Consider the following 6,729-nt stretch of genomic DNA (forward strand, 5'->3'; position numbering starts at 1 on the left):
TTCGATCCGGCTGGCAGCGTTGATGGGGCTGCAGACGATCTACGTGTTGACCCACGATTCCATCGGTCTCGGTGAGGACGGTCCGACCCATCAGCCGATCGAGCATTTGCCGAGCCTGCGCGCCATCCCGAACCTGACCGTCATTCGCCCGAGCGACGCCAACGAGACAGCCGAAGCCTGGAAAGCGGCGATCCGCAACCAGTCCGGTCCGACCGCCCTGATCCTCTCGCGCCAGGGCTGGGGCGCCTTCAATCGGGAAGGGGGTGCGTCCGCCGCCGAGTTGCACCGCGGTGCCTATATTCTCAAGCAGGAATCGGCCGAATTGCAGGTGTTACTTATTGCCAGTGGCTCGGAGGTTCCCCTCGCCCTCGCGGCAGCCGTCGAGTTGGAGAAGGAAGGAACTTCGGTACGCGTCGTATCGATGCCAAGCTGGGAGCTGTTCGAACTGCAGGACCAGGCCTATCGCGACCAGGTGTTGCCGCGCACCTGCACCAACCGCATCGCCATCGAGGCGGCCAGCCCGTTCGGCTGGGAGCGCTACGTCGGTTCCGGCGGTCTGATCATCGGCATGAGCGGTTTCGGCGCCAGCGGCCCGGCCGAAAAATTGATGGAACATTTTGGTTTCACGGTCGAGAACGTCAAGAAGAAGGTCAAGGCGCTGCTCGGCTAGCGTCGCGATAATCACAGATAAAAAGGGGACGGCTTGTTAAGCTGTCCCCTTTTTCTTTGGATAAGATGTGAAGGTCTCGCACGAGGGCACTGAATTCACGGGGAAGATCAGAATTTTGGCCGCAGATCAACGCAGAAAAATCGGATTAAAATCAAAAATCAGCGTTTATCAGCGTCCTAACAGTTTTTTAGTTTCCGCATCCTATTCGGTAGATGCTTTTCGCACTAGGATTCGGCAACCAGCGCTTCGAGATTATCCAGCATCGCCGCAACGAAGTCATAGCCACTCTGCCAGAACTGCGCGTCGGCCAGATCGATGCCGAACGGTGCCAGGATCTCCTGCGGTCGGGCACTGCCACCGGCGGCGAGCAGCTCGATGAACTTCGGGATAAAGGCCTCTCCTTCCAGCAGGAAACGTTGGTAGAGGGCCAGCACCAGCAGTTCGCCGAAGACGTAGCTGTAGCAGTAGAAACGGGCATGGATAAAGTGGCTGATGTACGCCCATCCCCAACGGTAGGGTTCGATCATCTCCACCTCGCTGCCGAACAGCCGGGCGTTCTCCTGCCACCAGAGGTCGCAATAGTCGGCCGCCGACAGCAGCCCTTTGCCGCGCCGGGCATGCGCTGCCTGTTCGAAACGCGTCAGGGCGTTCTGACGGAAGGTGGTGGCAATGATGTCTTCCAGCTTGCTGCAGAGCAGGGCGATCTTCAGTTGCCGGTCATCCTCGCGGTTGAGCAACTCCCGGGTGAGGAGCATTTCTCCGAAAACCGAGGCGGTTTCGGCCATCGGCAGCGGCGCATGGTAGTGGAAGAGGTTCTGCCGGCCGGAGAGAACGTAATGCACGGCATGCCCGAGCTCGTGGGCCAGGGTCGAGACATCGCGCAGGTTGCCGGTGAAGTTGAGCAGGACATATGGCTTCCACTCCGGCAGGATCCCCATGCAGAAGGCCCCGCCTCCTTTTCCCGGCGCCGGGAAGACATCGGCATGCCCCTGTTCGAGAATCTGCCGGGCCGGCTCAGCCAAAGCAGAAGAAAAGAGCCCGAAACTCTCAAGAACGAGGTCTTTCGCCTCTTCGTAGCTGAAGGTCCGGGTCGTGGCACCGATCGGCGCGTAGAGATCGCTGTTTTTCATCTGCTCGTAGCCGAGCAGTTTTCTTTTCAACCGGAAATAGCGCTGCGCCAAGCCGTAGTTTTCCTCGGTGACCCGCATCAGCGTTTCGACCATCTCCGGCTCGGTTTCACTGCTCAGGTGGGTCGGGGTCATCAGGTCCGGATAGCGGCGCAGATCCGCCTCGCGACCATGGTCGAGCAGGATATTGTTGAAGCAGTTGACCAGCACCGTGGCATGGTCGGCATGCTTGCGCAGAAAGGTCGCGAAGGCCTCCTCGCGCATCTGCCGGTCCGGATGGTAGAGCAGGGCCAGCAACTCTTCGCCGGACACTTCGCGCTCTTCCGTTTCGCCCGGCATCTTGAAGCGATAGCGGAAGGAGGATGTCATTTCATCGAACAGGCTGACGAATGCCTCTTTGCCCGAAAGATCCTTCCGCTTGATGACCTGCTCGACCTCTTCGGAGAGTGCATAGGGGGCATGCGCCCGGGTGTTGTCGAGATAGTGTCCATAGCTGGCAACGGCGGAGTCGGTGCGCAGACGGCGATAGGCGTCTGCGGAGAGTTTCAGGATATCGAGTTCGAAAAAGAGCGTCTCCTCGGTGACACCGGTCAGCACCTCCCGGGCCCTGGCGAGCAGGGCCTTGTGGCTGTCTGCTTCACTGTTGCTGGCGAACAGCAGGTAGGCAAAGTGGTAAGGGACCAGGGCCACCCGCTGCAGAGCCTCGTAGCGTTGCAGCGCACCGGCAAATTCTGCAGCCGGTATCCGGTCGTCGATCTTGCCGCTGAAGGTACTGCGAAACTCCTTGGCTGCGACCTGCGCCCGGTCCAGATCCGCTTCAATTCTCGGATCATCGACGCCACTATAAATTGAACTGAGATCCCATTTTGCATTTTGGTCCATAATTTTTCCTTCGATGTCATTCCCGACTTGATCGGGAATCCATTTTTCAATGAATATTCACATAAAGATCAATCCAGTTTGGATTGCTATTTTCGATCAATTCAATTTTCCAGATTCTATTCCACTTTTTTATCTGTCTTTCTCTTTTAATGGCCTCTCGAACATCACTAAAAACTTCAAAATAAGCAAGTTCAGTCAATCCATGGCGTGCAGTAAATCCATCAATTACTTTGGTTTTATGTTGAAATGTCCGCTTGACGATATTGGACGTCATACCAACGTATAAGGTTCCTCTTGGCGCATTTGCCATGATATAAACACAGTATTCCATTTCCCCTCCAAAAATGGATCCCCGCTTTCACGGGGATGACATCTAGATATATCACACTTGTTTTCGATAACAAACCTGTCAACCCAAACGACCTTCGTTCGTCTACATCTTCAACACGACGAATCCCGGGATACGGAAATCATGAATTTATGTGTGGTTGACACACTGGAAAGTGGCGGTTACGCTCTGCCCATGGAGACACGGGAAGAGGCGATTCTGGTCGAGCAGGCCCGCGCTGGCTGCGAGCAGAGCTTCGAGGCGCTGGTCAGGCAGAACTCGGAGAGAATGATTCAGCTGGCCTGGCGCATGGTCAACCACCGCCAGGACGCTGAGGAGATCGTTCAGGAAGCTTTTCTGCGCTTTCACCGTTCGCTCGACCGCTTCCGCGGCGACAGCCTGGTCAGTACCTGGCTCTACCGTACCGTCAGCCGGCTCTGTATCGACTACCTGCGGCGGGAAAGAATCAAGCGACGCCTGTTCTTCTTCAGCCGTCCCGATGATGAGTTCGACCCGCTCGCGCAGGCGCCGGCCAACACCATCCGCCAGGACGACCAGGCTATTGCCCGCCAGGAGCTCGTTCACCTGATGCGAGCACTCGAGAGGCTCTCGCCCCGACAACGGGCGGTCCTAACCCTGCGCCACCAGGAGGAACTGCCGCTCAAGGAGATTGCCGAGATCCTCGGCCTGAGCGAAGGCAGCGTCAAGGTTCACCTGCACCGGGCCGTACAGGGCTTGCGCAACAGCCTGGCAGAAATGGAGAATAGCGATGACTAATACGAAGTGCCTTAGCAACCAGGATCTGACCCTGTACTGTACCGGCGCTCTCGACCCGGATGAAATGCGCATCGCCGCGGAGCATATCTCCAGCTGCTCCGACTGTGCGCGCCACCTGACGAGTCTCCGCAAGACCCTGGCTGCAATGCCACGCCATCAACTTCATCTCTCCGAAGCCGAAAAGCTTCAGTTCAGCGATCGGGTCATGCGTAAGGTAAAAACCGGGCGCCGGGGCAACCGCTTGCCAATCTGGGCTACGACAGCGACCGCTGTAGCGGCCGGACTGCTGACCGTTTTCATCTATTCACCGTCCGACAAACCGTCGCAGTTCAACCCGGCTGAGGTCCGACAATTCGCCGAACTCGACCTGGTCGAAAATATAGAAATGCTTGAGATGATGGAAATGCTCGAGATGATGGAGCTGCTCGAGCTCATCGATGACAAAGGCTAGTCTTTATGCGTTATTTAACATTACTGTGCCTGGCGCTGTTGCTGCCATCGTGGCCTCTTCCGTCGGTCGCCGCCGAGGAGTCACAAACCACAGAAAAGCCGCCGACTACCGTGACAGTGGAAAAAGCGACAGCCCCCGAGGAAGACGCACTGATCGCCGAACTGGAACTGCTGGAACTGCTTGGCCTGCTCGAGAATATGAATGCCCTGGCCAGCATGGAGGATAACGAATGAAACGCTTGATTTTGCCCCTCATTGTCATGGTCCTGCTCCTGGCCGCGCCGCTCTCTCTTCTGGCGGCCGATACCACCAACGAGCAGAATGTCTCGAAGGAAACGAACCACCCGGCCCTGAAAGAGCGCTGGCAAAACCTGACACCGGAACAGCAGCAGCTGTACCGCGAGCGCTTCCGGCACTTTCAGCAATTGCCCCCCGAGCAGCAGGAGCAGATCCGCACTCGCCTGCGTCAATACAAGAACCTGCCGCCCGAATACCAGGAACGATTACGGCACCGCTGGGAACGCTGGCAACATATGCCCCCCGAGGACCGGCAGCGCATGCGGCATCGCTTTGAGCGTTTCCAGGAACTGACTCCCGGGCAACGTCAGCAGTTGCGAAAGGAGATGCAGAACCTGCGGAAACTGCCGCCAGAAGAGCGTCACCAGCGCCAGCAGGAGCTGCGCCAGCAGTATTTCAATGGTAGCAACAACGCTGGCGGCAATCGGGGTGGTTTCGGCAACGGCGGCCATGGAAGTGGCGGATCGGGATCAGGAGGCGGTGGAAACGGTCGATAATTTTGTCTCGTTTGTTACGGATCAGATCAGCTTCAGGGCAAAATGAACTCTCGCCCTTTCGCTGAGATCTCGGAGAAAGAGCAAAGATATATTATCGCAGGACTTCGTCCACAGAGTCGCAATGGAAACCAAAAGCGCCTTAGTTTTCTGATTTTGCATTCATCCTAAAAGCAGTTTTTGATTTTAATTCGATTTGATTCGATTATTTCGTGTTCATCCGTGGCCAATTCCGTTTTTGCTTTTCTCTGCGACGCCAGCCTGCGTCTCTGCGTTAAAGTCCATTTTCAATTTGTTTACCTTGTATTTTCAGTTCTTGGATGAAAATAGGTTTTAGACTTTTGGCTTTGCGACTTTGTCTCTCTACGCTATATTTAATGTCAATCTGATCCGTTATATTGCATGGAAACGAGGTGGGGTATGGGCATAGCCGATTACTGCAAGAAACTCGATGATCACCTGACCAAAATTGATACGGTCGAAGCGCGCATTCAGGCCGCCGCGGAAATTCTCAGCATGGCCTTCAAGGTCACCCAGGAGGAAGTCGCTATTTTCCTGCTTGATGCGGATAAAGACCTGATTCATTTCCACTGGCCTCTCAAGCTCAAAACCATGGGGTTCGTTCCCCTCTCGTCGCTCGATTCCCTGGCCGCCAAAACGGCCCGCGAGAACAAGTCGTTTCTCAACAACCGCTTCGCCTCCGTTCATCATGCCTCGATTTTCGAAAAAGTTCGCCTCGAAAAGGGGGATGCCAAACCGCTACCGATCCAGAAGATCATGTCAGTGCCGATCCCTGGTACAGAGCGCATGAAGGGAGTTGTACAGGTTTCGCGCAAGGGTCTCAACGAGGAAGCGGTCAAGGATTTCCAGAAAGCCGATGTCGACAACCTCAGTGAGATCGCCAGGACCCTGTCATCTCATTTCTGATATTTACCTGTCATTCCCGACTGGATCGGGAATCCATTTTATCTGCATAAAAAAGGGGACGGAAATAAATCCGTCCCCCTTTTGCTTCTATTTATCCTTCGGTTAGAAACCGAGCTGCGCCAACAGGTAGACAATGTATGGATCATCTACGTCGGTAGTAGGCGTAGTATCACGAGCAATACCGCCACCGTTGTTATCATAGAAATCACCGAGCGCGGCGTAGGAACCGTTGAGCGACAGGTTGAGGTTGTTCTCGAAGGTATACCCGGCACGAACGAAGACCTCGGTGCCGAGTGTGGTGCCTGCGCGATCTGTACGCTCGATGTCGACAGTGGCGTCTTCTAGCGAAGCAAAGTAACCAACGCCGCACTTGAGATCAATCTTTTCAGCCGGCTTCATGCTGGCCGTGAAGTTACCGCCGAGCAGGCCGTAACCAGCATATCCGGCGTCTACAAGAGCGAAGCCGTATTGACCGATATTGGCCCAGTTGACATCCTGCAGGAAGATCATGAAGCCGTCGTCGCCGAAAGCGTACGACTCGGTTGCCAGGGGATTGACAAAGAAGCTGGCATCGCCGTCAGTCAGATCATCATCACCAGAGAAGTAGAAGACGCGGGCACTGGCATCGGCGCTGCCAAGTTTGAAGGTTCCACGAAGCGTTGCTGCGAAGCCGTCTACATCAACATCGACTCCGTTGTAACCGGCGTCAATGGTACCAGTATTATAAAACAGCCAGCCGTTCAGGGCTGCGGTTTCACTCATCTTGAGAGTACCCTG

At 55.5% G+C, this 6,729-nt stretch carries 8 protein-coding genes and 1 pseudogene; 6 read left to right on the forward strand and 3 right to left on the reverse strand.

Going from position 1 to position 6,729, the window contains the following annotated elements; all coding sequences use genetic code 11:
• The coding region (locus Q7J88_RS10395) for a transketolase C-terminal domain-containing protein (protein ID WP_303722124.1) at window positions 1–670 on the forward strand (670 nt) is incomplete at its 5' end.
• 224 nt (window positions 671–894) lie between these two features.
• Here the strand turns inward: Q7J88_RS10395 and Q7J88_RS10400 are convergent.
• Window positions 895–2,679 carry a M3 family oligoendopeptidase gene (locus Q7J88_RS10400; protein WP_303722125.1) on the reverse strand — a complete coding sequence of 595 codons (1,785 nt, stop codon included), beginning with the start codon at window positions 2,677–2,679 and terminating at the stop codon, window positions 895–897.
• 46 nt (window positions 2,680–2,725) lie between these two features.
• Window positions 2,726–3,010, reverse strand: a complete 285-nt coding sequence (locus Q7J88_RS10405; RefSeq protein ID WP_303722126.1) for a GIY-YIG nuclease family protein — start codon at window positions 3,008–3,010, stop codon at window positions 2,726–2,728.
• Between the two features lie 141 nt (window positions 3,011–3,151).
• Between Q7J88_RS10405 and Q7J88_RS10410 the strand changes: the two genes are divergently transcribed.
• From Q7J88_RS10410 to Q7J88_RS10430, 5 genes are all read left to right on the forward strand, one after another.
• The gene (locus tag Q7J88_RS10410) at window positions 3,152–3,784 is read left to right on the forward strand and encodes an RNA polymerase sigma factor (RefSeq protein WP_303722127.1); all 633 of its coding nucleotides are present in this window, start codon (window positions 3,152–3,154) and stop codon (window positions 3,782–3,784) included.
• Window positions 3,777–4,235: an anti-sigma factor gene (locus Q7J88_RS10415; protein WP_303722128.1), complete on the forward strand. Its 459-nt coding sequence runs from the start codon at window positions 3,777–3,779 to the stop codon at window positions 4,233–4,235. Before Q7J88_RS10410 ends, Q7J88_RS10415 begins: the two co-directional genes overlap by 8 nt.
• Before the next feature lie 5 nt (window positions 4,236–4,240).
• Complete coding sequence (locus Q7J88_RS10420) at window positions 4,241–4,468, forward strand: hypothetical protein (protein ID WP_303722129.1); 228 nt, start codon at window positions 4,241–4,243, stop codon at window positions 4,466–4,468.
• Complete coding sequence (locus Q7J88_RS10425; protein ID WP_303722130.1) at window positions 4,465–5,028, forward strand: DUF3106 domain-containing protein; 564 nt, start codon at window positions 4,465–4,467, stop codon at window positions 5,026–5,028. Before Q7J88_RS10420 ends, Q7J88_RS10425 begins: the two co-directional genes overlap by 4 nt.
• A gap of 417 nt (window positions 5,029–5,445) precedes the next feature.
• Window positions 5,446–5,952 (forward strand): GAF domain-containing protein, encoded by a 507-nt coding sequence (locus Q7J88_RS10430; RefSeq protein ID WP_303722131.1) that lies wholly within the window; start codon window positions 5,446–5,448, stop codon window positions 5,950–5,952.
• Between the two features lie 102 nt (window positions 5,953–6,054).
• On the opposite strand, the pseudogene Q7J88_RS10435 reads toward Q7J88_RS10430, so the two are convergent.
• A pseudogene (locus Q7J88_RS10435) lies at window positions 6,055–6,729 on the reverse strand (hypothetical protein); the annotation flags it as partial.

Source organism: Malonomonas rubra, assembly GCF_003247215.1.
Classification (GTDB): domain Bacteria; phylum Desulfobacterota; class Desulfuromonadia; order Desulfuromonadales; family Geopsychrobacteraceae; genus Malonomonas; species Malonomonas rubra_A.

Bases quoted from the DNA above. Each gene is read 5' to 3' on its own strand.
- Q7J88_RS10415 (WP_303722128.1), top strand. From the start codon at position 3,777: ATGACTAATACGAAGTGCCTTAGCAACCAGGATCTGACCCTGTACTGT.
- Q7J88_RS10410 (WP_303722127.1), top strand. From the start codon at position 3,152: ATGAATTTATGTGTGGTTGACACACTGGAAAGTGGCGGTTACGCTCTG.
- Q7J88_RS10420 (WP_303722129.1), top strand. From the start codon at position 4,241: ATGCGTTATTTAACATTACTGTGCCTGGCGCTGTTGCTGCCATCGTGG.
- Q7J88_RS10405 (WP_303722126.1), bottom strand. From the start codon at position 3,010: ATGGAATACTGTGTTTATATCATGGCAAATGCGCCAAGAGGAACCTTA.
- Q7J88_RS10425 (WP_303722130.1), top strand. From the start codon at position 4,465: ATGAAACGCTTGATTTTGCCCCTCATTGTCATGGTCCTGCTCCTGGCC.
- Q7J88_RS10400 (WP_303722125.1), bottom strand. From the start codon at position 2,679: ATGGACCAAAATGCAAAATGGGATCTCAGTTCAATTTATAGTGGCGTC.
- Q7J88_RS10430 (WP_303722131.1), top strand. From the start codon at position 5,446: ATGGGCATAGCCGATTACTGCAAGAAACTCGATGATCACCTGACCAAA.